The following is a 24,290-nucleotide window of genomic DNA, read 5'->3' on the forward strand; positions in this document are numbered from 1 at the left end:
CGCCATGTCATTGTTCGACGAGTGCGGGCCGACCGACACACCCGACGACATCGACCTCGCCGCGCTGCGGGAAAAGTACCTGCACGAGCGCGACAAGCGGTTGCGCTCGGAGGGCTCCCAGCAATACCTCGAACTGAAGGGTGACTACGCCGACTTCTACGAGGTGGATCCGTACACGCCGGTGTCGGTCCGCGATCCGATCGCCGAGGACGTCGAGGTGGCGGTGCTTGGCGGCGGCATCGCCGGTCTGCTGGCCGGCGCCTACCTCAAGAAGGCCGGGGTCGCCGACATCCGCGTCATCGAAATGGGCGGGGACTTCGGGGGAGTCTGGTACTGGAACCGCTTCCCGGGAATCCAATGCGACAACGACGCATACTGCTACATCCCGCTGCTCGAAGAGCTCGACTACGTGCCGACGAAGAAGTACGCCGACGGCGCCGAGATATTCGCGCACTGCCGCAACATCGGCAAACACTTCGGGCTCTACGACGGGGCGATCTTCTCCACCCAGGTCACCGAGATGCGCTGGGACGACGCGATCCAGCGGTGGCGGCTCGGCACCAACCGCGGCGACGACATCCGCGCACGCTTCGTGGTCATGACGCAGGGCTCGTTCAACCGACCGAAACTCCCGGGCGTTCCGGGCATCAAGGATTTCACAGGGCACCAATTCCATTCGGCGCGATGGGATTACGAATACACCGGCGGCGACGCCAGCGGCGGACTGCACAAGCTCCGCGACAAGCGCGTCGCGCTCGTGGGCACCGGCGCGACCGGCGTGCAACTGGTGCCGCACCTGGGCCGGGACGCGCGGCATCTCTACGTCTTTCAGCGCACGCCCTCGTCGGTGGACGTGCGGGGCAACGAGCCGACCGACCCGAACTGGGCGGCGTCGCTGCGGCCGGGCTGGCAGGAGGAACGCAAACGCAACTTCCACCGCTGGTCGCCCCTGGGCGGAGGGGTGGTCTTCGACCAGGCCGACATGGTCTGCGACTTCTGGACCGAACTGGGCCGCAACATGACCGCGCGGCTCGCCGCGATGGACGATCCCGCGTCCCTGTCGATGGAACAGCTCGCCGCGATCCACGAGGAAGAGGACTACAAGGTCATGGAGCGGCTCCGCCGCCACGTCGACGCCGTCGTCGACGACCCGGACACCGCCGAGGCCCTCAAGCCCTATTACCGGTTCATGTGCAAACGGCCCTGCAGCAACGACGAGTACCTGGCTACCTACAACCGGCCGAACGTGACACTGGTCGACGTGTCGGACTGCAAGGGCGTCGAACGGGTGACCGAAAAGGGATTGGTGGCCAACGGGATCGAGTACGAGGTCGACTGCATCATCTGGGCCAGCGGCTTCGAGATCACCACCGAGATCAGCCGGCGCTACGCCATCGACGTCATCGAGGGCCGCGACGGCCTGTCGCTGTTCGACCACTGGCGGGACGGCTATCGGTCGCTGCACGGCATCACGAGCGCCGGCTTCCCGAACCAGTTCTTCACCGGTTTCATCCAGGGCGGCGTGTCGGCGAACACCACCGCGATGTTCGAGCAGCAGGCCGAACACATCGCCTACATCATCGCCGAGGCGATAGCGCGCGGGGCGACGACCGTGGAGCCTAGCCGCCAAGCGCAGGAGGACTGGGTCCAGACGATCCGCGAAGTCGCCGTGGACACAACGGAGTTCGCCGTCTCCTGCACGCCGGGCTACTACAACAACGAGGGCGGCGGTGGCGGGGAGGGCATCCGCTCGGCCATCGGCGAATACTATGCGCCCGGCTTCTACGAGTTCGGTGACCTGATCAAGCAGTGGCGCGACAAGGGCGACCTGGAAGGTCTGGTCCTGGGCGGATGATTCTGACGACGGCCCCCGCTCGGCGTTGCCAACGTCGACTTGTTGCGGGAAGAAAGCCCATTTCCCCACAACAACTCCGCGCTCGACGCGCGAGGCAAGCCGGTGCTTAGGTTCGACGACCGCGTGGCGGTCGTGACCGGAGCCGGCCGCGGCGTGGGCCGCGCGTACGCGCAACTTCTGGCGTCACGCGGCGCGAAGGTCGTCGTCAACGACTCCGGCGTCACACTGGCCGGCGACGGGCCCGACGCCGGACCGGCCGAGCGCGTGGTCGGTGAGATCGCAGCGGCCGGAGGGCGGGCCGTCGCGAGCACCGCGTCGGTCGGCACCCCCGCAGGGGGCGAGGCGATCATCCGGACCGCGCTCGACTCGTACGGGCGCCTCGACATCCTGATCCACAACGCCGGCATCGTCCGCCGCGGCTCGCTGAAAGAGATGAGCTACGACGACTTCGACGCCGTCCTCGACGTGCATTTGCGCGGCGCGTTCAACGTCGTACGGCCGGCGTTCCCGGTCATGTGCGAGTCCGGGTACGGGCGCATCGTGCTGACCTCCTCGATCGGGGGCCTGTACGGGAACCGCGACATAGCCAACTACGCGGCCGCCAAGGCCGGCGTGACCGGCCTGTCCCACGTCGCCGCCCTCGAGGGCGCCGCCGAGGGGGTCCGAAGCAACGTCATCATTCCGGCGGCCGTGACACGAATGGCCGACGGGATCGACACCTCGGCGTATCCCCCGATGGACGCCGATCTCGTTGCGCCCGTGGCGGCCTGGCTCGCCCACGAGTCCTGCTCGGTGACCGGGGAGATGTTCATCGCGCTGGCGGGCCGCGTCGCGCGCGCCGTCGTCGCCGAGAGCCCAGGCGTGTGCCGGCCGTCGTGGACGATCGAGGATGTCGACGAATGTCTGGACGCCATCCGCAACATCGATGCGCCGCTGGTGTTCCCGCCCGTGCCGGATGGTCACGGCGAGCACATCCGCTACAGCTTCGGGCTGGCGCACCGGTCCGGCGATCGGGGCGCGCTGCATGGCTGATCGGACGGGCCCGCTGGCCGGCGTGCTGGTGATCGACCTCACCGCAATGGTGATGGGCCCCTACTGCACGCAGATCATGGCCGACATGGGCGCCGACGTGATCAAAGTCGAACCGCCGCAGGGCGACAACACCCGATACATCTCCGTTGGCCCGGCGCCGGGCATGAGCGGGGTGTTCGTCAACGTCAACCGCGGCAAGCGCAGCGTCGTGCTGGACCTGCACACCGACGACGGCGCACGGGCCCTGCGCGCACTGCTCGAAACCGCCGACGTGTTCATCCATTCCATGCGCGCCAAGGCGATCGCCAAGCTCGGCTTCGCCTACGACGACGTCGCCGCCATCAACCCGGCGATCGTCTACACCAACTGCTACGGCTACGGCCGGCGCGGACCCGATCGCGACCGGCCCGCCTACGACGACACGATTCAGGCCGAGTGCGGCCTGCCGGCGGTGCAGGAGCAGCTGACCGGCGAGGCCGACTATGTCGGAACCATCATGGCGGACAAGGTCGCCGGCCTCACCGCGCTGTACGCCACCACGATGGCGCTGTTCCACCGCGAGCGCACCGGGGAGGGTCAGGAAGTCGAAGTCGCCATGTTCGAGACCATGGCGTCGTTCATGCTTGTCGAGCACGCCAACGGCGCCCTGTTCGACCCTCCGCTGGGTCCGGCGGTGTACCCGCGGACGGTGGCGCCCAACCGGCGTCCGTATCGCACTAGCGATGGGCACATCGCCGTGTTGATCTACAACGACAAGCACTGGAGCGCGTCGATGGAGGCGGTGCGGCCGGCTTGGGCCGACGAGTCGTATGCGACGCTGGAACAGCGCGCACGTCAGATCGACACGATCTACGGGTTGGTGGCCGAGACGATGAAACAGCGCTCGACCCGGGAGTGGTTGGCGCTGTTGCGCGAACTCGAGATACCGGCCGCTCCCCTGAACACCCCCGGCGACCTCTTCGACGATCCACACCTCAATGCCGTCGGCATGTTCGAGACCGTGGACACCCCGAACGGGCCGGTGCGCTTCCCGGGCGTCCCCACCTGGTTCTCCCGGACGCCCGGTCGCGTCGCGGGTCCGGCGCCGGAGCTCGGAGCCGACACCGCGGAGATACTCGAACAGCTCGGGGCGAGCGCGGCGCCGCCGGCTCACGATGGAAAGGAATTTTGAGAATGGCTGTGCCCGTGTACAAACGCATTCTCGACCTTTTCGAGGCCGAGGGCGTGAACACGCTGTTCGGCATCCCGGACCCGAACTTCGTGCACATGTTCGCCGAGGCCGACGCCCGCGGATGGTCGGTGGTCGCGCCGCACCACGAACTGAGCGCGGGCTTCATGGCCGAGGCGGCGTCACGGATGACCGGCAAGCCCGGGCTGTGCATCGGCACCCTCGGCCCGGGCATGGCCAACATCGCCGGAGCGGTCCAATGCGCGCTCGTGGAGAACTCGCCGGTGATATTCCTCGGCGGGCAGCGCGCCCGCGTCACCGAGCGCCGGGTTCGGCGCGGACGCATCCAATTCGTCCGCCAGGAGCCTCTTGTCGCAGCGTCGGTCAAGTACAGCGCGTCCATCGAGTACGCCGACCAGACCGACGAGATCGTCCACGAGGCAATCCGCCGGGCTATGTCGGGCACACCCGGCCCGGCCTACATCGAGTACCCCTCGCACGTGATACTCGAGGAGCTCGACGTCGCGGATCCGCCGCCGCCGCAGCGGTATCGGCTGGTGAACCAGGGCGCGGGTGAGCGGGAGGTGGCCGCGGCCGCGAAGCTGATCCGCGAGGCCAAGAGCCCTGTCCTGCTGGTCGGCCATGGCGTGCACACCTCCCGCACGCAACAGCAGGTCAAGGAGTTGGCCGAGCTGATGGCCTGCCCGGTGATCCAGACATCCGGTGGCACCTCATTCATCCCGGGACTGCAGGAGCGGACGTTCCCCTACTTGTTCTCCCCGGCGGCCAACGAGGCGGTTGAGGAATCCGACCTGTGCGTCGCGCTGGGTACCGAACTCGGTGAGCCCATGCACTACGGCCGCACCCAGCATTGGGCCGGCAACGACGCGAACCGCAAATGGGTGTACGTGGAGCAGGACCCGGCCGCCATCGGCGTCAACCGTCCGATGGACGTGGCGCTGGTCGGCGATCTGCGCGGTGTGGTGCCGCAGCTCGTCTCCGCACTCAAGGATTCTCCGCGCAAAGCCGCTCCCGCGCTGCAGGTCCTGATCGACAAGGATGCGAAAGAGCTTGCCGCGATGGCGGAATCGGCACCGTCCGGGCGCTCGCCGATCCACCCGGCGCGCTTCGTCGTCGAGGCCACCAGGGCATTCAACGAACTCGAGGACGGCATCATGGTGCGCGACGGTGGCGCCACGGTGATCTTCGGTTGGACCTACTCGCAGGCCAAGCCGCGCGACGTCATGTGGAACCAGAACTTCGGCCACCTCGGCACCGGCCTGCCCTACGCGATCGGAGCATCCGTCGCCGACGGCCGCAAGCGCCCGGTGATGCTGCTGACCAGTGATTCGAGTTTCCTCTTCCACATCGCCGAGCTGGAAACCGCTGCGCGGCTGAACCTTCCACTGATGTGCGTGGTGGGCGTCGACCATCAGTGGGGCTTGGAAGTGGGTGTTTACAAGCGCACGTTCTCCCAGCCGTCGCCGCAGCCCGGTGTGCACTGGAGCAAGGACGTCCGGATGGACAAGGTCGCCGAGGGCTTCGGATGCCACGGTGAGTACGTCGAGAAGGACGAGGAGATCGGTCCGGCGATCGCTCGCGCCTACGCCAGTGGCAAGGTCGGTGTGGTGCACGTGTGCATCGATCCGAAGGCCAATTCCGAGGAAATGCCCAAGTACGACCGATTCCGGACCTGGTATGCCGAAGGCACTCAGTAAGTAAGGAGCAGTCATGCGCGAATGCTTGCAGTTCTACATCGACGGCCGCTGGGTGGACCCGGTGCGGCCCAACACGTTTGACGTCGAGAATCCCGCCACCGAGCGGGCCTCGGGGCGGATCTCCCTCGGCTCGGCCGCCGACGTGGACGTCGCGGTCAACGCGGCGCGGCGTGCCTTCGCCGGTTGGTCGCAAAGCAGCCGTGAAGAGCGGCTCGACCTGCTGGAGGCCATCCTCGCCGAATACCAGAAACGGGCGGGCGATCTCGCCGAGGCGGTCACCGAGGAGATGGGCGCGCCGCCCGCCCTGGCCGCCGGCCCGCAGGTGCAGCTGGGGATCGGCCACCTGGTGACGGCGATCGATGTGCTGAAGAACTTCTCATTCGAAGAACAGCACGGGGCAACGCTGATCGCCAAGGAGCCGATCGGCGTCTGCGGCCTGATCACGCCGTGGAACTGGCCGATCAACCAGATCGCGGTCAAGGTGTATCCGGCGTTGGCGACCGGGTGCACGATGATCCTGAAACCGTCGGAGGTGGCGCCCTTCTCGGCCTACGTCTTCACCGAGATCCTCGACGCGGCGGGCGTGCCGGCCGGGGTGTACAACCTCGTCAACGGCGACGGCCCCGGGGTCGGCGTGGCCCTGGCGAGTCACCCCGACGTCGACATGGTGTCGTTCACCGGGTCCACGCGGGCGGGTGTCGAGGTGGCCAGGAATGCCGCCCCGACGGTGAAGCGGGTGACGCAGGAACTCGGCGGCAAGAGCCCCAACATCGTCCTCGACGACGCGGGCTTCGCCGACAGCGTGCGCGCCGGCGTGGCCAACATGATGCCGAACACGGGCCAGAGTTGTAACGCGCCGTCGCGCATGCTCGTGCCCAATTCGCGCGTGGCGGAGGCCATCGAGATCGCGCGGGGTGTTGTGGACCAGGTGAAGGTGGGCGACCCCGGAGACAAGAGAGCCATCGGACCGGTGGCCTCCCAGTCGCAATTCGAAAAGGTGCAACGCCTGATCCAGACGGGTATCGACGAGGGCGCGACCCTCGTCGCCGGCGGCCCGGGGCGGCCGGCCGGGCTGGACAAGGGCTACTACGTCAAGCCGACCGTCTTCGCCAACGTCAGCAACGACATGACGATCGCGCGCGAGGAGATCTTCGGCCCGGTGCTGTGCATCCTCGGCTACGACGATCTCGACCAGGCCGTGCAGATCGCCAACGACACCGATTACGGTCTGGCGGGCTATGTTTCGGGGGCCGACCTCGACAAGGCGCGAGAGGTGGCCCACAAGATTCGCGCCGGCTGGGTCACCATCAACCATGCCTTCGACATGAACTCGGCCTTCGGCGGATACAAGCACAGCGGCAACGGGCGGGAGTGGAGCGAATTCGGATTCAACGAGTACCTCGAAACCAAGAGCACCTTGGGCTACGCGCCGTAACGGCACGGATATCAGCGGGGAGGTCGTCGTGAAGTGTCGCGCCGCCGTCATCCGCGGGGTGGGCAGGGACTGGGAGATCCACGAGATCGAGCTCGATCCGCCCCGCAGCGGTGAAGTGCTGGTGCGCATGGCCGTTGCCGGAGTCTGTCACTCCGACGACCATCTGTTCACCGGCGATGTCGTGCCGACCCCCGAGGTGCTGGCCGCGAGCGGTCAGCCCGCACCGGACTGGTTCCCGCTCCTCGGCGGTCACGAGGGCGCCGGTATCGTCGCCGAGATCGGACCGGGCGTGACGACGGTGCGGCCGGGGGACCGCGTGGCGCTGTCGTTCATCCCCGCCTGCGGCAATTGCCGATTCTGCGTGAACGGTCAAAGCTACATCTGCGACATCGGTGCCAGCCTGTTCGTGCGGGAGATGCCCACCGACGGGACGTGCCGCCGGCATCTCGGAGACGAAAACCTCTTGGCCTACGGCCAACTCGGCACGTTCGCCGAATACGCGGTGCTCTCCGAGAGGTCCGTCATCAAGATCGACGACACGATCCCCTTCCACGCCGCGTCACTGGTGTCGTGCGGCGTGAGCACCGGGTGGGGGTCGGCGACGATATCGGCGGGCACCGAACCCGGCGACACGGTGGTCGTCATCGGCACCGGCGGTGTCGGGATGAACGCTTTGCAGGGTGCGCGGGCCGTCGGCGCGAGGAACGTCGTCGCGGTGGATCCGGTTGATTCCAAGCGGGATTCGGCGAAATTCTTCGGTGCCACGCATGCCGCCGCCTCCGCCGAGGAGGCGATACCGCTGGTCCGGGAGATCACCGCCGGCGTCATGGCCGACCGCGTCGTCCTCAGTCCCGGAGTGGTGCACGTGGACCTGATCCCGTTGGCGATGGCGCTGCTCCGCAAGGGCGGGATATGCGTGCTCACCGGAATCACCCCGTTCACCGAACCTCCGGTTCCGTTGGTGCTGCAGGAGCTCACCCTGTCGGCCAAACAGCTTCGGGGAGCGCTCTACGGCGGGATGAACCCGCGCACCAGCGTGCCGATGCTGTTGTCGCTCTACCAGGCCGGCGCGCTGAAGCTCGACGAGTTGGTCACCCGGCACTACCGGCTCGACGAGATCAACGAGGCGTTCACCGACCTGCGCGAGGGCCGCAACATCCGCGGCATCATCGATTTCACGGGCAGCTGAGCCGTCGGCCCCGGCCCTTCACCCCGGCTGGAAGTGCCGGCTGATCCCCTCGAGCATCGCGATGTGCGCCTTGACCGCCTCCCGTGTCGTGATCCCGGCCAGGGGGCGGGGCGCGGTGATGCGGATCCGCTCGGTGACGCGAGTGCCGCCCGGGACCGGCTCGAAACTCACCGTCCCGCGCAGCCGCACGCCGGGAGGCTGGTCGGCCTCGGTGCGCACGTCACCGTCGGCCGGCACGTGCAGCCGCGCGCGATAGGTCGCCTTCAACGTCAACGGCCCCAACGGGATCCGATCGACCACACGGTAGGCCTGCGAATAGCCGTCCGCCGTCTCGACGCGCGACAACGTCTCCACCGAGACGATCAGCGGGTGGACCAGCTTGATGTTGTCGAGGTCGACGTAGAAATCCCGGACCGCTTGCGGCGGGGCGGGCACGTCGCGGCTCAGCGTGCACTCGGCCTCGGCGACCCACCAGCTCACAGGGAGAACTCCGTCACCAATTGGGCGGTGCGCCAAGCGATCAGCGCGCCGAATACCGCCAGGGCGGCGATGGTCGCCGTGAGCTGGACCAGGTTGCGCCGGTCCTTCGGCGGGTAGACGTAGGCGGCACCGACCAACGCACCCGTCACCAGGCCGCCGACGTGCCCCTGCCAGCTGATCTGTTGCGAACTGATCGCCGGGGCGACGAACGTGAAAACCAGGTTGATCGCGATCACCGCGACCACCCAGCGCACGTCGAGGGTCAGCTTCCTGCCCACCACGAACGTGGCGCCGAAAAGTCCGAAGATCGCGCCCGAGGCGCCGGCGGTCGCCGTGTTGAGCGGCGACAGCAGGTAGACGAGCACGGAACCGCCGAGGCCGCTGAGCGCGTACAGCGCGCCGAATCGCAGCCGCCCGAGCCACATTTCGAGCGGCGGCCCCACGACGTACAGGGCCCACATGTTGAAAATCAGGTGCGTCGCCCCGTAGTGCAGGAACGCCGCCGTCACCAGGCGGTAGTACTGGCCGCCGGCCACGGCCGGCGGCCACAGGGTGAGGTCGCGCTCCAGGGTTCCCGACGCCATCTGCACGACGAACGCCACCACGTTGATCGCGATCAGCGCGTAGGTGACCACGGGCGCGCCGGATCGCTCCCGGCCCCCGAACTGGGTCCGCGGCTGACGGACAGTTCGCGCCCCCGCCGAGACGCACTCGACGCACTGGTGCCCCACGGCGGCGTCGCGCATGCAGTCCGGGCAGATGTAGCGCTCGCACCGGTTGCACCGCAGGTACGTCGGGCGGCCCGGGTGGCGGTAGCAGGTGGGCGCCTCGGCCGGCGACCGCGGCGCGCTGGGATGGGTCATCGGACCATTGTTGCGTGCCTTTCGCCCTACCGATCCCCATTTGCCCCGGGGCCGCGTTGGCATACCGTGTGGGGAGTGACCGGTGTCATCGAGCGTTACCTGGAGTGCCTGGCCGCCCACGACTGGGACGGCCTCGCCGCGACGCTCGCCGACGAGGGGCTCACGCGGGAGGGCCCCTTCTGCGACGTCGTCGAGGGCAAGGCGCACTACGTCGCCTACCTGCGCAAGGTGCTGACCAACCTCGAGGGCCACCAATTGCACGTGCAACGTGTGTCGCACGTCGACGACCGCCTGTCGTTCGTCGAATTGACCGAGGCGTTCGAGATCGACGGCGTGCCCGCGCAATGGCCCGAATGTCTGGCGTTCGAACGGGACGGCACCGGGCTCATCCGTCGGGTCAGCGTCTTCTTCAAACAGCCCGGCGCCGAGCCCGGCCGGTAGGCCGGGAATCTATTCCCTCACCCGCCGGATTGACCTACTGTGACTTGGGTGGAATCACACGGAACCCCGGAATTGGTGCCCGTAGAAAATTTGCACTCTGGTGATCCCGTCACCGACGTCAACGGTGGCGGACAGCGGTACATAGTCCTCGAGTCCAAGACCGTCGGCGACGGCTGCGTGGTGCTCGAACTCGAATCCCGCGTCGATCACCAGTTGCAGGTCATCGAGAAATCGTTCCCCACGGGATACCACTTCGGCAGGGCACACCACCGAATTCTGTAGCCGCTTCGATCCGGCCGAATATTGCGCGGTGTAGCCGTTTCGACGGCTACCGCGCATTCGTGTTATTCGACGGTGTCTTTGGCGTGTAATTCAGCGGGCCGGACGGGGATCGGCCGAATTCCCGGGTTCGGGGTCGCCGAACCAGCGCGCCGGTGCCCGTTCGCCGTAGGCGTCGTGCCATTCCCACCACTCGTAGGGCGGTGTCTGCGGATACGCCTCCGGTGAGTCCTCCCAGTTCTCCTGCCGCCCAAGGGCCGTCAGGTCCAGGAAGCTCCAGGTGGTGCCCAGGGCCTCGTCTCCGCGGTTGTTGACGAAATAGGTGCGAAAGACGCGCTCACCGTCGTGGATGAACGCGTTGGTGCCGTGCCATTCGTCGACGCCGAAGTCGGCATCGAAGCCGTCGGTCATGGTGTACCACGGCATCTCCCAGCCCATCCGCGCCTTGAGGCGCGCGATGTCGGGCTGCTTCGCGCGGGAGGCGAACACCAGCGTGGTGTCGCGGGCGTTCAGGTGGGCCAGGTGCCCGATGTGGTCGGCGATCATCGAACAGCCCCGGCAGGCGTGGTCGGGCCAGCCGTCCACCCCGGGCTCGAAAAACGCGCGGTACACGATGAGCTGGCGCCGCCCCCCGAACAGACCCGGCAGGTCCGTCGTGCCCTCCGGCCCCTCGAACTCGTAGCGCCCGGTCACCTCCAGCCAGGGCATCCGCCGGCGCAGCGCGGCCAGCGCGTCGCGGGCCCGGGTCAGTTCCTTCTCCTTGACCAGCAGGCGCTCGCGCGCCGCCGCCCACTCCTGCGCCGAGACGATCGCCGGTGCGTCCATTGCCATTGCCTCCCTTCGGGTTTGATTGTTCATGCGACCGGCGCGAGGCCCGACGCGGTCAGCAGGTAGGCATCGGCGCCCGGCGCGCCGCCGGCGAGTTCCAGCACCGCCCTCGCCGTCTGATCGGCGCTCAGCGCGGGACCCGAAGAGCGGACGAACGTGTCGACGTCGACGCCCTGCCGCTCGGCGTAGGCGGCGACGGCGCTGGCGCCCAACTCGGTAACCGGCGTGAGCCGCGGCAGCAGGGACACGAACCGGATGCCGAGCCCGGCCCGCTCGGCTTCGAGGGCGGCGTATCCGGCGACGAACCGGACGGTGGCCTTGGCGCCCGCGTAGCCGCCGCTCAGCGGTGACCCGTTGATCGCGGCGCCACTGGACAGCACGATCACCGAGCTGCCCGGAGCGAGCGGGCGCCGCAGCGCATGGCGGATCCAGTGAAAGGCCTGTGCGACGTCGACGTTCCAGTTCTCGCTGAAGCTCTCCCACGTCTGGTCCTGCAGCGGCCTCATCGTGGGCGCCGCCCCGGCGCACAGGACGAGCGTGCGGGGCCGGTGTTCGTCGATGAGGCGGACGGCGGTCGCAGGGTCGGCGGCGTCGGCGACGACCGGGACGAAGCCCGCGCCCAGCTCGTCGCGAAGCTCCTCGAGGCGCGAACCGGTGCGCGCGACGCCAACGACCTGAGCGCCCGCCCCCGCCAGGGCGGTGGCGATTGCTCGGCCGAATCCTCGGCTCGCGCCGGTGACGATCGCGGTGGTGCCGGCGAGTCCGCCGGCGCTGACATGAGTCATGGTCTGCTCGCTTTCGATACGGGAGTGATCGGCGCCGGCGTGGTGCCGGCCTTCCCTGGTTGAGATACGGCGCGCGGCGCGAATTCATCGCGGCCGGGCCGATGAATTTCGGCGCCCGGGTGTCTCTGTACTTCAATAGCGATCGAGCGATAGGAGAGTGCCGTGCCGGCTCAGGACGAGTTCATCGAGCAGGCGGCGCCGTTCCGTGCGGAGTTGATCGCGCACTGCTACCGCATGCTCGGCTCGGTCCACGACGCCGAGGACCTGGTCCAGGAAACCTACCTGCGGGGGTGGCGCGGGTACCCGGCGTTCGAGGAGCGCGCGGCCCTGCGCACCTGGCTGTACCGGATCGCGACCACCGCCTGCCTGCGCGCGGTGCAGAACCGCTCCCGCCGCGTGCTGCCGGCCGGGCTGGGCGACGGCTCGACCGATCCCGACGCGAGGCTGGACGATCACGGCGCGGCATACGAGTGGCTGGAGCCGATTCCGGATGCGCTGATGTTCCCCGGCCCCGAAGAGGCCGTCACCGCGAAGCACAGCGTGCGACTGGCGGTGATGACCGCCCTGCAGGAACTTCCGGCCCGTCAGCGCGCCGTCCTGATCCTGCGTGACGTCGTGCAGTTCAGCGCGGCCGAAGTCGCCGAACTCCTCGAGACCACCCCCGCCGCGGTCAACAGCTCGCTGCAGCGGGCGCGGGCCCGGCTCGCCGAGATCTCCCCGGACGAGGAGGGCCTGTCCGAGCCCGACGACGCCCCCCGGCGCGAACTGCTGGACCGGTACTGCGCGGCATTCGAGAACGCGGACGTCGCGGCGCTCACCGAGTTGCTGCAGGCCGACGTCAAACTCGAGATGCCGCCCATGCCCGTGTGGTTCGCCGGCCGCGACGCGGTGCTGCGCTTCCTCGCCGCGCGGGCCTTCGCGGCCCCCGGCGACGTCGCCATGTTCCCGACGGCGGCGAACTCGCAACCCGCGGTCGCCGAATACCGGCGCGCCGCGGACGGCGTCCTGCGGGCGCACTCCATCCACGTTCTGACCCGGGGCGCCAGCGGGATCGCGACCGTCACCGTCTTCCTCGAGCCCGGCTTGTTCAGCGCCTTCGGCCTGCCGCCGGCCCGGTAAGCTTTCGACAGGGCAGCTTTACCCCCGAAGACCAGACGATTCGACCCGCCGTAGCGGCCTACCGCCCGGAGCATCCGTGGACGGCTCCCCCACGCGCCGGGATCATGGGAACAATCTCGACGCAGGCGCAAGCGAAGGGTGAGGCGAGTGAAGATCCCCGGCGTGACGAGCGTGGTCGCCGGCGTGGCCGGCGGGGCCGCACTGCTGGTGCGGGCCGGCGTGTCCACCGCGGCCGGGGCGGCGGGCGCCGTGCAGGAGTTGACCAGCCCGGTGGCGGAACTGGCCGGACCGGTGGTGCAGTCGATGGCCAGCACGACGGGCCGGGCGATCGGGATCGGCGGTGCGGCCGCCCGCCCGGCGGGCGGGGTGACACCGCCGGTGCGCTGGCAGAGCGGCCGGCGCGTGCACCTCGACCTCGACCCGCTGCTGCCGTTCCCCGGCTGGGTCGAGCACGCGCCCGCGCTGGAGGAGCCGGTGCGGCGCATCCCCGGAATCGCCAGCGCCCACGTCGAGGGCGCGCTCGGCCGGCTCGTGGTCGAATTCGACGGCGACGCCGACGAGGACGCAGTGCTCGACGAGGTGCGGGACACGGTCTGCCGCGTCGCCGCCGACCTCACGCTCGTGGTGCCGAAGTCGACCACGCGGTCGGCGCCGTTCGCCGACCCCGGCAACCCGCTGGCGATCCTCGTCCCGCTGAGCGCCGCCGCCATGGACGCCGCCGCCATCGGCGCCGCGGTGACCGGCTGGCTGGGCCGATTGCCCGTCGCGCCGCGAAGCGCCCGCGCGGCCGCGGCCCTGCTGAACCACCAGCCGCGGGTGGTGGCCGTGCTGGAATCGCGCCTCGGCCGGGTCGGCACCGACATCGCGCTCAGCGCATCGACGGCGGTCGCCAACGGGCTGACCCAGGCGGTCGGCACCCCCCTGCTCGACCTGGCGCAGCGCAGCCTCCAGGTCTCCGAGGCGGCCGCCCACCGGCAACGCTGGCGGGAGCGCGAGCCCGAGCTGGCCAGCCCGAAACGGCCGCAGGCCCCGGTGGTACCCGTCATCTCGTCGGCCGGGCCCAAATCTCATGCGCCGCGCCACAATTGGGCCGCCGCGGCCGCCGGCGAAGTGTCCCACGTGGTGGTCGGCGGGGCGATCGACGCCGCCATCGACACCGCCAAGGGGTCGATGGCCGGCCCGGTGGAGGAATACACCGACCAGGCCGCGAACGCCTCGCTGGTCGCGGCGGCGGGCGCGCTGCTGGCAGGCGGCGGCACCGAGGACGCGGCCGGCGCCCTGCTGGCGGGCGTCCCCCGCGCGGCCCACGTGGGCCGGCAGTCCTTCGCCGCGGTCCTGGGCCGCGGGCTTGCCAACGCCGGGCAGCTGATCCTCGACCCGGGCGCCCTGCGCCGCCTCGATCGGGTGAAGGTGATCGTCATCGACGGGGCGGCGTTGCGCGGCGACAACCGCGCCGTCCTGCAGGCCCGCGGGGAGGTACCCGGCTGGGACGAGGACCGGGTCTACGAGGTCGCCGACGCGCTGCTGCACGGCGAGGAGGCCCCCGAGCCCGACCCCGACGAGCTGCCGGCGACCGGCGCGCGCCTGCGCTGGATCCGTGCGCAGGGGCCGTCGGCGGCGCCCGCGCAGGGCCTCGAACACGCCGACCTCATCGTCGACGGGGAACGCGTGGGCAGCGTCGACGTGGGCTGGGAGGTCGACCCGTTCGCGATCCCGCTGCTGCAGACCGCGCACCGCACCGGCGCGCGGGTGGTGTTGCGGCACGTCGCCGGCACCCAGGACCTCACGGCCAGCGTCGCCGTGAGCCACCCGGCCGGCACGCCGCTGCTGACGCTGGTGCGCGACCTGCGGACCGACCGCGGGCCGGTGCTGCTGATCACCGCGCTGCACCGCGACTTCGCGTCCACCGACACCCTGGCCGCGCTCGCCATCGCCGACGTCGGGGTGGCGCTCGACGACCCGCAGGCGGCGACGCCGTGGACCGCGGACATCATCACCGGCACCGATCTGGCCGCCGCGGTGCGGATCCTGTCCGCGCTGCCGGTGGCCCGGGAGGCCACGGAGTCCGCGGTGCGGCTGGCCAAGGGCGGCAGCACCCTGGCCGGGTTGCTGCTGGTCACCGGCGACCCGCGCACCGCCAGCCCCTTCGCGGTGCAGCGCTGGCTCAACCCCGTGAACGCCGCCGCGGCCGCCGCGCTGATGCAGGGCAGCTTCGCGGCCACGCGGGTGCTGCGCCAGGCCGACCCCACGCCGCAGCCGCTCACCGCGTGGCACGCCCTGGACCCGGAGATCGTCTACTCGCGGCTGGCCAGCCGCACGCGGCCCCTGACCGTCGAGGCCGGCACGGCGCCGTGGCGGCAGCTCCTTGACGACCTGTCCTACAACCCGGTCGTGGCGCCGCTGCGGGGCCCGGCGAGCCGCCTGGGTCGCCTGCTCGCCGCGACGCGGGCCGAGCTGGCCGACCCCCTGACGCCCATCCTCGCCGTGGGGGCGGCGGCGTCGGCGATCACCGGCAGCACGGTGGACGCGGTGCTGGTCGCGGGCGTGATGACCGCCAACGCGCTGGCCGGCGGGGTGCAGCGGCTGCGGGCCGAGGCCGCGATCGCCGAGCTGTTCGCCGAGCAGGACCAGCTCGCCCGCCGGGTCGTCCTCCCCACGGTCGCGACGGCCCGCCGCCGCTTGGACGCCGGCCGCACCGCCGAGCGGACCGTCACGGTCAGCGCGAAATCGCTGCGCCCCGGGGACATCATCGACCTGGCCGCCCCGGAGGTGGTGCCCGCGGACGCCCGTCTGCTGGTGGCCGAGGACCTCGAGGTCGACGAGTCCCTGCTCACCGGCGAGTCGCTGCCGGTGGACAAGCAGGTCGATCCGGTCGCCGTCGCCGACAGCGACCGGGCCAGCATGCTGTTCGAGGGCAGCACGATCGTCGCCGGGCACGCCCGCGCCATCGTGGTGGCCACCGGTGCGGGCACCCAGGCGCACCGGGCGATGTCGGCGATCGCCGACGTCGAGTCGGCCGCCGGCGTGCAGGCCCGGCTGCGCGAGCTGACCAGCAAGGTGCTGCCGCTGACCCTCGCCGGCGGCGCGACCGTCGCCGGCCTGGCGCTCGCACGCCGGGCGCCGCTGCGTCAGGCGGTGTCCGACGGCGTCGCCATCGCAGTCGCCGCCGTTCCCGAGGGCCTGCCGCTGGTGGCCACGCTGGCGCAGCTGGCCGCCGCGCAGCGCCTGTCCCAGCGCGGGGCGCTGGTCCGCACGCCCCGCGCGGTCGAGGCCCTGGGCCGCGTCGAGACGGTGTGCTTCGACAAGACCGGCACGCTCACCGAGAACCGGCTGCGCGTGGTGCGCAGCGTGCCGTACGGGACCCCGCCCGAGGGGCCCTTCCCCGACCTGACCGACCCGCGGGCCGCCGAGGTGCTGATGGCCGCGGCCCGCAGCAGCACCCAGCCGCACAACGGAGGCGGGCACGCCCACGCCACCGACGAGGCGATCCTCACGGGCGCCAGTTCCCTTGACAAACAAGCTCTTTCGAATTGGACCGTGCTCGCCGAGGTGCCGTTCGAGTCCAGCCGCGGGTATTCCGCGTCGGTCGGCGTCCTCGCGGCCGACGGCGGACCGATGCTGGTGGTGAAGGGCGCCCCCGAGGAGATCCTGCCGCGCTGCCGGTTCGACGATTCGGACGCCGACCACAACGCCGAGTCCGAGGCCCTCGTGCTGCGGCTGGCGGAGCAGGGCCTGCGTGTGCTGGCGGTGGCGCAGCGCCGCTGGGAGCACGGGACCAGCGAGGAGGACACCGACACCGACGCCGTCGACGCCGCCGCCCACGACCTCGACCTGATCGGCTACGTCGGCCTGGCCGACACCGCCCGCGCGTCGGCGCGACCCCTCATCGAGGCGCTCGTCGAGGCCGGCCGCCGGGTCGTCCTGATCACCGGCGACCACCCCGTGACCGCGCGGGCCATCGCCCGTCAGCTCGGCCTGCCCGCCGACGCGCGGGAGATCACCGGCGCCGAGCTCACCGCCCTGGACGAGGACGAACGCGCCAAGGTCGCTGCCCGCGTGCAGGTGTTCTCGCGCGTCAGCCCCGAGCAGAAGGTGCAGATCGTCTCGGCGCTGCAGGCCTGCGGCCAGGTGACCGCGATGGTCGGCGACGGGGCCAACGACGCCGCCGCGATCCGGATGGCCGACGTGGGCATCGGGGTGAGCGGGCGCGGCTCGTCGGCCGCCCGGGGAGCCGCCGACATCGTGCTCACCGAGGACGATTTGGGCGTACTGCTCGACGCGCTGGTCGAGGGCCGCGGGATGTGGGGCGGCGTCCGCGACGCCGTCGGAATCCTGGTGGGCGGCAACGTCGGCGAGGTGCTGTTCACGATCATCGGGACCGCCCTGGGCACCGGCCGGGCGCCGGTGGGTACCCGGCAGCTCCTGCTGGTGAACCTCCTCACCGACATGTTCCCCGCGCTCGCGGTCGCGGTCACGCCGCAGTACCAGCGGCCCGACGAGGACGGTGACGGCGCCGACCGCGACGCCGAAGAGTTGGAGCGCGCCTTCCAGATGGCGACGCTGGGCGGACCGGCGCCGTCCCTCGACGCGCCGCTGATGCGCCAGATCGTCACCCGCGGCGCGGTAACAGCCGCCGGCGCGACGGCGGCCTGGGCCATCGGTCGCTGGACGCCGGGCACCGAACGTCGCACCAGCACAATGGGATTGACGGCCCTGGTCACCACCCAGCTGGCGCAGACGCTGCTGACGCGACGGCACAGCCCGCTGGTGCTTGGCACGGCGCTGGGCAGCGCGGGCGTGCTCGTCGCGATCGTCCAGACGCCGGGCGTCAGCCACTTCTTCGGCTGCACCCCGCTGGGTCCGGTGGCCTGGACCGGTGTCATCGGCGCCACCGCGGGTGCCACCGCCGTCTCGGTGCTGGCGCCCAATTGGCTGGCCAGCAGGGTCGCGGCGCTGGAGCCTGCCGAAGGGGACCGAAGCCGCTAGCCGCTCAACTCCCTGCGGACGACCTTGCCTGCGGGATTGCGCGGGATCACGTCCACGATGTTGATGTCGCGGGGCTGCTCGAAGCGAGAAACCCTGTCCTTCAGGTAATCCCGGAGGGCGTGCGCGTCGACGTCGGCACCGGGCTGCAGCACGACGAACGCGGCCAGCCGGTGCCCGAACCGCTCGTCGGGGACGCCGATGACCGCGTTGTCGGCGACGCTCGGATGTTCGGCGAGCGCGTTCTCCACCGCGCGGGGGTAGACGTTCTCGCCGCCGGAGATGATCATGTCGTCCTCGCGGCCGACGATGTACAGCCGGCCCTCGTTGTCGAGGTAGCCCATGTCCCCGGTGCTGGTCATGCCGTCCACGACGGCCTTGGCCTCCGCCACTCCCGAGCCGCCCGTGTAGCCCTCGCCGGCCAGCTCGCCGCCGACGAAGATGCGGCCGGTGACGCGCGATCCCACGGGGCGGCCCTTCTTGTCGAAGATGCGCACCGGGCAGCCGGCGACCGGCTTGCCGACGGTCTCCGGGGCGTCGCGCAGGTCGGCGGGGGTCGCCAGCGCCCCGATGCCCACCTCGGTGGAGCCGTAGCCGTTGTAGAGGATCTCGCCGTAGGCGTCCATGAATCGCTGGCCGAGCCCGGGGTCCAGCCGGTCGCCGCTGGACAGCACCACCCGCAGATACGGCACCGGGTTCCTGGCGCGGACGCGTCGTGGCAGGTCGAGGATGCGCGCCAGCACGACCGGCACCGCGGTGAAGGCGTCGGCGCGATGCAGCGAGGCTTGCGCCAGCGCCGCCTCGGCCTCGAAGTGCCGCTGGGTGAGCACGGTGCCGCCGAGGGCGATCGTCATCATGAGCATGCCGAGGCCGAGTCCGTGAAACATCGGCATCGCCACCGAGATCCGCGAGCCGGTGTGCAGGCCGGTGCGGTCGAGGATCGTCACCCAGACGCCGACCGCCGACCGCAGCTGCGGCTTGCGCGGAACGCCCTTGGGCTTGCCGGTGGTGCCCGACGTGAGCAGGATGATCCGGCCCGGCCGGGCCACCTTCGGTCGCGGCCCGGCCTCGTAGGCGGTCACCGTCGCGGGGTCGACGACGAGCACCGACTCATCCGCGGCCCGCACTCGGTCCGAGAACTCCTCGTCGGCGACGACGGCGGTGATCCCGTGCGAGCTCAGCGCGGATGCCAGCGCGTCGGTGCGGAAGTCGGTGTTGACCAGCACGACGTCGGCGCCCACCAGCGCGGCGGCAAAGACGCCCTCGATGAAGCCGCGCCCGTTGCGGCACATGACGCCCACCGCCTGGCCGGGCCCGATGCGGGCGTGGGAGAGCTCACGGCCGAGGGACTCGGTCTCCTCGCGCAGCTCGCGGTACGTGAGGACGCCGTCGTCGTCCACGATCGCGGCCCGGCCCGGCCACCGGGCCGCCGTGACGGCCAGCAGGGTGTAGGGGTTGGTGCCGCCCCGGCGTGCCTCGCGCAGCAGCCGGAACACCGCGCCCGGCGGCAGCGGGCCCAGCAGGCCCGAGCGCACGAGCGCCCGCGCCGCGGTGGCGACCACGCCCTCGCCCGTCATGCCGTCACCTCCCGGGACTGCGACTCGGCGAAGAACCGGCGGTACCACAGCCGGGCCGCGACGTCGGCGGGCCCGGCCAGCAGCACCGAGGCGATCTCGGCGGGCCACACCCAGGGCGGCTCGTTGGTGCGGGGCCGTTCGATGATCGCCTTGGCGATCGCGTCGGCCGCTTCGTCGGGGGTCATGCCCGGAAGCCGGCCGAGCAGCGGTGTGGGTTCGATCATCCGGGTGCGGACGAGCGCGAAGTACACGGAGGTGACGTGCACGCCGTCGGCGTGCAGTTCGGGTGCGACGCTGCGCAGCCAGCGATCGAAGGCGGCCTTCGACGCCTGATAGGCCCCCCACTGGGGCCCGGGCACGAGCCGAGCGCCGACGCTCGAGACGTTGACGATGTGCCCGCTGCCGCGCTCCCGCATGGCCGGCAGCAGGCCGAGCAGCAGCCAGATCGGCCCGAGGTAGTTGACGGCGATGGTGCGCTCGAAGTCGTGCGGCCGGTCGTATTGGTGGTGCAGCGAGCGGCGCAACGACTTGCCCGCATTGCTGACGACGATGTCGACCGCGCCATGGGTGTCGGTGATCCGCTTGGTCAGGTCGGCGATGGCGGCTTCGTCGGTGAGGTCGGTCGGATACGCCTCCGCCCGACCGCCGCCCGCGTTGATCGAAGCGGCGAGGTCGTCGAGCCGGTCCGCCGACCGCGCCACCAGCAGCACCGTCGCCCCCCCGGCGGCCAGCCGCCGGGCGGTCGCCTCGCCTATGCCATAGGAGGCGCCGGTGACCAGGGCGACGCTGCCCGCGACGGCGGCACGCAACCTCTCGGGGTCCGAAACCCTTGCCGGGTTGGCCAATCGGTCGGTCACCCTGGTGAGGAACTGCGCTAAAACGTCCAACTTCGCCGCATCCGCTCGCGTGTCGAGACCCCTCTGACGGGAAGGCCGTGGCTTGACCCCTACCTCGCACTCAATAGAACTAGCAGACCACACCGCCATCCCGGCCCGAGCCGCGACCCGCCCTTAAGGCCGTCGACCTTCGGGGGTTTGGCTCCCGCGCCCGAGACCGCATCTGGCACACGCGAATCCGGCGGTCGAACCCCCGGACCGGGCCGAGCCGAGCGCAGTGCGGCGGAATTTACGGCCGCTTAAAAAATTTAACTAATTTGGTGGTTTAAGCGGCGGGCCGGTTGGGCACTTTTGCGCCATGATCGCACGTCATGCCCTAAAGTCCCTCGTCCCCGCGGCGGTGGCCGCGACGGCCCTTGGCGGGTCCGTCGTCGCCCCCGCCACGTCCGCCCTCCCCTCCGCACAGGCCCAACCGTGTCCCGACGTCCAGGTGGTGTTCGCACGCGGCACCGGCGAGGCTCCCGGCGTCGGCCCGACCGGGCAGGCGTTCGTGGATGGCCTACGTTCGCGCGTCGGCGGTCGCTCGTTGGACGTGTACCCGGTGAACTACCCCGCCAGCAACGAGTGGGACACCGGCCTCGACGGCATCCGCGATGCGGGCGCCCACGTCGTGTCGATGGCGCACGACTGCCCCAACACCAAGATGGTGCTCGGGGGCTACTCCCAGGGCGCGGCTGTCGTCGGCTTCGTCACGTCGGCCACCGTCCCCGACGGGGTGGACCCGGCCACCGTGCCGAAGCCGCTGGACCCCGCCGTCGCCGACCATGTTTCGTCGGTGGTGCTGTTCGGGACGCCCAACGTCCGGGCGATGAACTTCCTCGGCGAGCCGCCCCTCGCGATCGGGCCGCTTTACCAAGCCAAGACCATCAAGGTCTGCGCACCGGAAGACCCGGTGTGTTCCGACGGGATGAACTTCGCCGCGCACGACACCTACGCCTCCGACGGAACGATGATCGACAAGGGCGTCGCCTTCGCAGCCAGCCGCCTCGGCACGGGCGGTGCCACGACGGTCGGCGCGCCAGGCTTCGGCGAGTGATCCGCTGAGGCACGTGCGGCAAGGGCGCCGCGCGGCTTGGAGGTCCCCACATGTCGCGTGTGGGGACCTTCCCTTCGGACGGACGACGGCGGCGTCAGTCCCCGATGAAGCCCTTGTTGCGCATCAGGGCGTCGGCCAGGAACCCGTCGTGTGGGATCCGCGGCGCCGCGTAGTAGGTCGGGTGGCGGCCGCGGTAGACGTTGCCGACGGTCGGTTCGGCGAGCAGGCCGTCGATCAGGTCGTCGTCCCCGGTGATCGCGGTGACGACGAGCGAATGCCGCAGTGGCGCAAGGCCCGCGGCGCGCGACCATGACGACACCCACACGCACGGAAACGGCAGCTCGGTGTTGAGCCTGTCCGGATCGGGGTCTGCCAGTAGGTGCACGGCGGGGCGCAGCGCGGCGCGGCCGTCACCGAGGTCCGCGACCACCTGGTCGGCGCCGAGCAGCGCGGTCGCGCCCGCGGCCCTGGCCGCGAGGTGGCCCGCCAGCGCCTTCGCCTTCTCGAGCGGCTGGGTGGGCAGGACGGCCCGCTCGTCGTCGGTCGGGAGTGGCGGGATGGCCGCCAGTTTGTCGGCGATCGCCCGGGCCAACGGCGCGGCGTCGCCCTCGTACAGCACGGCGGTGGTGTTGACGCATGCCACCCCGCCGAGGTTGGCGACGGAGTCGACGACGAGGTCGACGTAGTCGCGCCAGTCGCGGTCGGCGGTGATGCAGATCTTGCTGCGCCCGGGCCCGTTGACGATCACGGCCGGATCGCCGGCGTACTTGTCCACCACGTCCTGGCCGCCGTAGACCATCGCGAGGTCGGCCGACCGGATGATCTCGTCGGCCCCGTCGTGCGCGGTGGGCAGGTAGACCGCGTCCGCGGGTCCGAAACCCGCTTCGCGCAGGGCGTGCACCAGCCGGTGCGCGGTCAGGGGCTCGCGGCGCGACGGGCGCACAGCGACGCGGTAGCCCAGCGCCAGCGCCTGCGGCCACAGGCCGTGCACGCCTGGGCCGTTGCCCGCCGCGTGCACGGCGAACACCTCCCCGCGCCGGGCCCACACCGCGGCACCCTCGCGGGTTACATCGTCGCGCCGGTCGAACGCGGCGCCGGCCGGGCGTGCCGCCCGCACCGCGGTGAAGGCGTCACGGACGGCGTCGGCCACCCCGGTTGCCCCCGCCCGCGTCACGGCGACCGGAAGCCCTGAGATCCGGCTGGTGAGCGCGACGTAGCCGTCGAAGTCCAGCCCGGCGACCACGCCGGTGGCGAAGATCTCGGCAGCCGCCGCCAGGGCCTTCTCCCGCACGGGAAACGGCGGCGGGGCCGCCTTGCGCTGCGCGGTGATCGCGCGCGAAACATAAAGCGGCGGAACCAGGCTGATCTCGGCGGCCCGGGCACCTGCGGTGTCGTGAAGGACTTCGCGGTTGCGGGTGCGGTACTCGCCGCCAACGCCGAGGGCATCGAGCAGCATTCAGTACACCCCTTCGATGACGGCCTCCCCCTCGAACGTGGTCACGGGCCGCACCTCGCTGACGGAGTCGCTGAATTCGCCCGTGTCGCAGGGCATTCGGGTGGCCAGATCGCGCTCGAGGTTGTTGGGGACGAACATCCCCCTGCTGATGTGGTTCATCACCACCTGCCCCCGCTCCCCGTAGGGCACCCGTTCGCCCGTGTCGGGGTCGATCACCCAGAACACCACGTAGGGCGTGCGCGGGTGGAAGACGAACGCACCGTCGTCGCCGACCCGGGTGACGGCCTGCGACAGCACCATCGTGCTGCCGAACGCCATCGTGATCGTGGTGGCGGGGAAGATGTCGCGCAGCAGGTCCAGGGTGTCGGCGTCCACGTGGGCGCCGCTCAGCAGCACGTAGCGGACCTTGTCGTTCAGCAGGTCCACGATCGCGTCGTCGCGGGCGAAGGCCTCGATCAGCGGGGGCGTCGTGTGCAGGTTGACGATGTCCTGCGTGCGCAGGACATAAACGGCCTGCTCGACGACGTGAGCGACGTAGGCGGACATCTCCGCGGCCGCGTTGCGGGCGGCGAGCTTCTTCACCCAGCGGGGGTCGACGTCGACGGTGTGGAAGGTCGCGCCGAGCCGCTCGGCGACGCGGCGGGAGAAGTAGCCGACGCCGTGCGGGCCGCTGGGCATGACGCACAGGAACCCGCGCGCGGGAACGAACCCGCCGGTCGCGAAGTCCTCGGTCTGCCACTCGATCACCTGCGCGATCCAGTCGGGCATCTGGACGGTTCGCTTGGGCGCGCCCGTGGTGCCGCCGGATTCGAAGATCTGCGGGGCGGGCGGTGGGGTGCCGTACCCGCAGGGGATGAGGTCCTCGGCCGGCGCGTCGCGCAGTTCGTTGACGAGGTTGGGGAACAGGCGGAGGTCGGCGAACGTGCTGACGTCGGTCAGCGGATCGAAGTCGAGCGTCCGTGCGGCGCGCAGCCAGAAGGCCGATCCGGTGTCCGGTCCGAAGTGCCAGGCGATCGCGGCGCGCAGGTAGGCCTCGGCGTCCGCCACGGGCGCCGATCGCGGGACGTCCAACAGCGAGAAATCGATATCGGCCACGCCGTCGATCCTGTCTCATTCGCACCGACCGGCCAAGCGCGGCCCGCCCGATGTG

Annotated in this window: 19 protein-coding genes; 11 read left to right on the top strand and 8 right to left on the bottom strand. The window is 70.7% G+C overall.

The annotated features are described in order from the left end of the window. The first annotated feature begins 4 nt into the window (after positions 1–4). The 6 genes from GPY60_RS02820 to GPY60_RS02845 all read left to right on the top strand — a co-directional run bounded on the left by GPY60_RS02820 (position 5) and on the right by GPY60_RS02845 (position 8,397). On the top strand, positions 5–1,855 hold the full coding sequence (locus GPY60_RS02820; RefSeq protein WP_156686056.1) for a flavin-containing monooxygenase: 1,851 nt from the start codon (positions 5–7) through the stop codon (positions 1,853–1,855). Between the two features lie 123 nt (positions 1,856–1,978). Further along, positions 1,979–2,887, top strand: a complete 909-nt coding sequence (locus GPY60_RS02825; protein WP_156686285.1) for an SDR family NAD(P)-dependent oxidoreductase — start codon at positions 1,979–1,981, stop codon at positions 2,885–2,887. Then, positions 2,880–4,058: a CaiB/BaiF CoA transferase family protein gene (locus GPY60_RS02830; protein ID WP_156686057.1), complete on the top strand. Its 1,179-nt coding sequence runs from the start codon at positions 2,880–2,882 to the stop codon at positions 4,056–4,058. The genes GPY60_RS02825 and GPY60_RS02830 overlap by 8 nt, the downstream gene beginning before the upstream one ends. Positions 4,059–4,060: 2 nt before the next feature. Further along, positions 4,061–5,773: a thiamine pyrophosphate-binding protein gene (locus tag GPY60_RS02835; protein WP_156686058.1), complete on the top strand. Its 1,713-nt coding sequence runs from the start codon at positions 4,061–4,063 to the stop codon at positions 5,771–5,773. A 13-nt stretch (positions 5,774–5,786) separates the two neighbouring features. Continuing rightward, entirely contained in the window at positions 5,787–7,208 is a 1,422-nt protein-coding gene (locus GPY60_RS02840; RefSeq protein WP_156686059.1) for an aldehyde dehydrogenase family protein, read from the top strand. 28 nt (positions 7,209–7,236) lie between these two features. Beyond that, complete coding sequence (locus tag GPY60_RS02845) at positions 7,237–8,397, top strand: NDMA-dependent alcohol dehydrogenase (RefSeq protein WP_156686060.1); 1,161 nt, start codon at positions 7,237–7,239, stop codon at positions 8,395–8,397. Positions 8,398–8,415: 18 nt separating this feature from the next. Here GPY60_RS02845 and GPY60_RS26885 read toward each other — a convergent pair whose 3' ends face one another. Continuing rightward, a complete protein-coding gene (locus tag GPY60_RS26885; protein ID WP_231639261.1) occupies positions 8,416–8,877 on the bottom strand; it encodes an SRPBCC family protein in 462 nt (153 codons plus the stop codon). Next, positions 8,874–9,740: a rhomboid family intramembrane serine protease gene (locus tag GPY60_RS26890; RefSeq protein WP_231639263.1), complete on the bottom strand. Its 867-nt coding sequence runs from the start codon at positions 9,738–9,740 to the stop codon at positions 8,874–8,876. Before GPY60_RS26890 ends, GPY60_RS26885 begins: the two co-directional genes overlap by 4 nt. Positions 9,741–9,815: 75 nt before the next feature. On the opposite strand from GPY60_RS26890, the gene GPY60_RS02855 reads away from it, so the two are divergent. Both GPY60_RS02855 and GPY60_RS02860 read left to right on the top strand, forming a co-directional pair. Beyond that, on the top strand, positions 9,816–10,181 hold the full coding sequence (locus tag GPY60_RS02855; protein ID WP_231639265.1) for a nuclear transport factor 2 family protein: 366 nt from the start codon (positions 9,816–9,818) through the stop codon (positions 10,179–10,181). 48 nt (positions 10,182–10,229) lie between these two features. After that, positions 10,230–10,463 (top strand): hypothetical protein, encoded by a 234-nt coding sequence (locus GPY60_RS02860; RefSeq protein WP_197283513.1) that lies wholly within the window; start codon positions 10,230–10,232, stop codon positions 10,461–10,463. A 90-nt stretch (positions 10,464–10,553) separates the two neighbouring features. Here the strand turns inward: GPY60_RS02860 and GPY60_RS02865 are convergent, their stop codons facing one another. Continuing rightward, positions 10,554–11,285 (bottom strand): DUF899 domain-containing protein, encoded by a 732-nt coding sequence (locus GPY60_RS02865; RefSeq protein ID WP_156686062.1) that lies wholly within the window; start codon positions 11,283–11,285, stop codon positions 10,554–10,556. Positions 11,286–11,314: 29 nt separating this feature from the next. Continuing rightward, a complete protein-coding gene (locus GPY60_RS02870) occupies positions 11,315–12,073 on the bottom strand; it encodes an SDR family oxidoreductase (protein WP_156686063.1) in 759 nt (252 codons plus the stop codon). Between the two features lie 162 nt (positions 12,074–12,235). Here GPY60_RS02870 and GPY60_RS02875 point away from each other — a divergent pair, with 162 nt between their 5' ends. Together GPY60_RS02875 and GPY60_RS02880 are read left to right on the top strand one after the other, a co-directional pair. Then, positions 12,236–13,192, top strand: a complete 957-nt coding sequence (locus tag GPY60_RS02875) for a sigma-70 family RNA polymerase sigma factor (protein ID WP_156686064.1) — start codon at positions 12,236–12,238, stop codon at positions 13,190–13,192. A 147-nt stretch (positions 13,193–13,339) separates the two neighbouring features. Continuing rightward, positions 13,340–18,178, top strand: a complete 4,839-nt coding sequence (locus GPY60_RS02880; RefSeq protein ID WP_156686065.1) for a cation-translocating P-type ATPase — start codon at positions 13,340–13,342, stop codon at positions 18,176–18,178. On the opposite strand, the gene GPY60_RS02885 is transcribed toward GPY60_RS02880, so the two are convergent. Both GPY60_RS02885 and GPY60_RS02890 read right to left on the bottom strand, forming a co-directional pair. Beyond that, positions 18,175–19,752 (bottom strand): AMP-binding protein, encoded by a 1,578-nt coding sequence (locus GPY60_RS02885; RefSeq protein ID WP_156686066.1) that lies wholly within the window; start codon positions 19,750–19,752, stop codon positions 18,175–18,177. The genes GPY60_RS02880 and GPY60_RS02885 overlap by 4 nt on opposite strands. Continuing rightward, positions 19,749–20,609, bottom strand: a complete 861-nt coding sequence (locus tag GPY60_RS02890) for an SDR family NAD(P)-dependent oxidoreductase (RefSeq protein WP_370462641.1) — start codon at positions 20,607–20,609, stop codon at positions 19,749–19,751. Before GPY60_RS02890 ends, GPY60_RS02885 begins: the two co-directional genes overlap by 4 nt. Positions 20,610–20,946: 337 nt before the next feature. Between GPY60_RS02890 and GPY60_RS02895 the strand changes: the two genes are divergently transcribed. After that, complete coding sequence (locus tag GPY60_RS02895; RefSeq protein WP_156686068.1) at positions 20,947–21,684, top strand: cutinase family protein; 738 nt, start codon at positions 20,947–20,949, stop codon at positions 21,682–21,684. A gap of 94 nt (positions 21,685–21,778) precedes the next feature. Here GPY60_RS02895 and GPY60_RS02900 read toward each other — a convergent pair whose 3' ends face one another. Together GPY60_RS02900 and GPY60_RS02905 are read right to left on the bottom strand one after the other, a co-directional pair. Continuing rightward, entirely contained in the window at positions 21,779–23,140 is a 1,362-nt protein-coding gene (locus GPY60_RS02900) for an aldehyde dehydrogenase family protein (RefSeq protein WP_156686069.1), read from the bottom strand. Continuing rightward, entirely contained in the window at positions 23,141–24,235 is a 1,095-nt protein-coding gene (locus tag GPY60_RS02905; RefSeq protein WP_156686070.1) for an AMP-binding protein, read from the bottom strand. Positions 24,236–24,290: the final 55 nt, after the last annotated feature.

Origin of the sequence: Mycobacterium sp. Marseille-P9652, assembly GCF_902652685.1 — a bacterium.
In the GTDB taxonomy this organism is placed as follows: Bacteria; Actinomycetota; Actinomycetes; order Mycobacteriales; family Mycobacteriaceae; genus Mycobacterium.

Bases quoted from the DNA above. Each gene is read 5' to 3' on its own strand.
- GPY60_RS02820 (WP_156686056.1), top strand. From the start codon at position 5: ATGTCATTGTTCGACGAGTGCGGGCCGACCGACACACCCGACGACATC.
- GPY60_RS02830 (WP_156686057.1), top strand. From the start codon at position 2,880: ATGGCTGATCGGACGGGCCCGCTGGCCGGCGTGCTGGTGATCGACCTC.
- GPY60_RS02835 (WP_156686058.1), top strand. From the start codon at position 4,061: ATGGCTGTGCCCGTGTACAAACGCATTCTCGACCTTTTCGAGGCCGAG.
- GPY60_RS02840 (WP_156686059.1), top strand. From the start codon at position 5,787: ATGCGCGAATGCTTGCAGTTCTACATCGACGGCCGCTGGGTGGACCCG.
- GPY60_RS26890 (WP_231639263.1), bottom strand. From the start codon at position 9,740: ATGACCCATCCCAGCGCGCCGCGGTCGCCGGCCGAGGCGCCCACCTGC.
- GPY60_RS02865 (WP_156686062.1), bottom strand. From the start codon at position 11,285: ATGGACGCACCGGCGATCGTCTCGGCGCAGGAGTGGGCGGCGGCGCGC.
- GPY60_RS02870 (WP_156686063.1), bottom strand. From the start codon at position 12,073: ATGACTCATGTCAGCGCCGGCGGACTCGCCGGCACCACCGCGATCGTC.
- GPY60_RS02885 (WP_156686066.1), bottom strand. From the start codon at position 19,752: ATGACGGGCGAGGGCGTGGTCGCCACCGCGGCGCGGGCGCTCGTGCGC.
- GPY60_RS02895 (WP_156686068.1), top strand. From the start codon at position 20,947: ATGATCGCACGTCATGCCCTAAAGTCCCTCGTCCCCGCGGCGGTGGCC.
- GPY60_RS02900 (WP_156686069.1), bottom strand. From the start codon at position 23,140: ATGCTGCTCGATGCCCTCGGCGTTGGCGGCGAGTACCGCACCCGCAAC.